The sequence below is a fragment of the Micromonospora sp. DT4 genome, assembly GCF_049841675.1.
Classification (GTDB): domain Bacteria; phylum Actinomycetota; class Actinomycetes; order Mycobacteriales; family Micromonosporaceae; genus Micromonospora.
In genome coordinates this window covers 1-1,179 of the sequence record NZ_JBNCKT010000296.1, presented here as the reverse complement: position 1 = coordinate 1,179, position 1,179 = coordinate 1, and the positions used below count along the sequence as shown (strand labels likewise).

General features: G+C 69.9%; 1 protein-coding gene. It reads right to left on the bottom strand.

Annotated features, from left to right (window positions below):
• Positions 1 to 1,067, bottom strand: a 1,067-nt coding sequence (locus ACLQ24_RS29740) for a transposase (RefSeq protein ID WP_425895054.1), incomplete at its 3' end; no start/stop codon positions are given.
• Positions 1,068 to 1,179 lie beyond the last annotated feature (112 nt).

Here is a 1,179-nt window from a genome sequence, read left to right as displayed (position 1 = left end):
AAAGTGTGTTCCACATCGAAGCGGCGCAGATAGGACTGCCAGATCCGGTCGACTGTGGTGGTGTCCAGGCTGGTCGCGGAACACCACAGCCAGACCGGCTTCGGGTGCCGGTCGCCGGGCAGCCGGTCCACGGTCAGCCGGATCAGGGTGCCCTGCACGATCGGCAGTTGCCCCTGGTGGGCGGCCCAGCCGCCGCGGCGGTGCAACTGCTGGTGGGTGCGGTCCCATGCGTCGGCGTACGCGGCGCCGTAGCGGCTGGTCTCGGTCATGGTGGACACCGTGGTGGGCGGGTGGGTGTCCGGGCGGTCCAGGTCGATGGCGGGGCCGTGCCGGGCGGGCCGGCCTGTGCGACCGTGCTCCCGCTCGGGTACGGGCAGGTGGAACACCCGGTCCGAGCGGATCCGGGCGGCCACGATCACCGGCAAGTCGGACAGTAGCCAGGCCAGCCGGACCGGGTCGTAGCCCGCGTCGAGCACGACCAGCAGCGGCGGGTCACCCTCGGTCCATTGCCCGGCGGCACGCAGCCGGCCGAGCACCTGCCGGAGTTGGCTGGCGGTCACCTCGGTGACGTCGTCGGTCGGGCCGATCCGGACCGCGTCCAGCACGGCCGTCCACGAAGTGCGGCCCGCCTCCAGCGCGGCCACGAACGAGTACGGCCAGCCCGGGATCAACTGCGCGGCGCCTTTGCCGCGCCCGTACACATGACAGAACGATCGATCCGATGCGGTCGCCGCGTCCGGCCGCAGCCAGTTGCTCACATCCACCGCGAGCACGATCCGACCCGACGTGTCGCGCGGCACCGGCAGCCCGGCCAGTTCCCGGCGCAGCCGTTCGACGTCCACCCGGCCGGCGTTAACCGCGTCGTACAACGCCCCGTGACCACGGCGATGCTCGGCGGTCAGGGACAAACCGACCAGGCTGCTCACCGGGCCGTCGCCACACAGTTGCGCGTCACTCAACTCGAACAACGCGTCGGCCCGCCGGAGCAGGCAGTCGTACACCGCCTGCCGGAACACCGCCAGCAGACCCAACTCACCGGCCTCGTCGGCGCCGTGCACACTGATCATCCCAGCCCTTGTTCTTGATCACTGTTTCTCGCAAAAGCCATGATCAGGCAAGGGCTGCTCTGATGACCGACCGGGGTCACATCAACGAACCCGGCAGGTTAAACGACAAGCT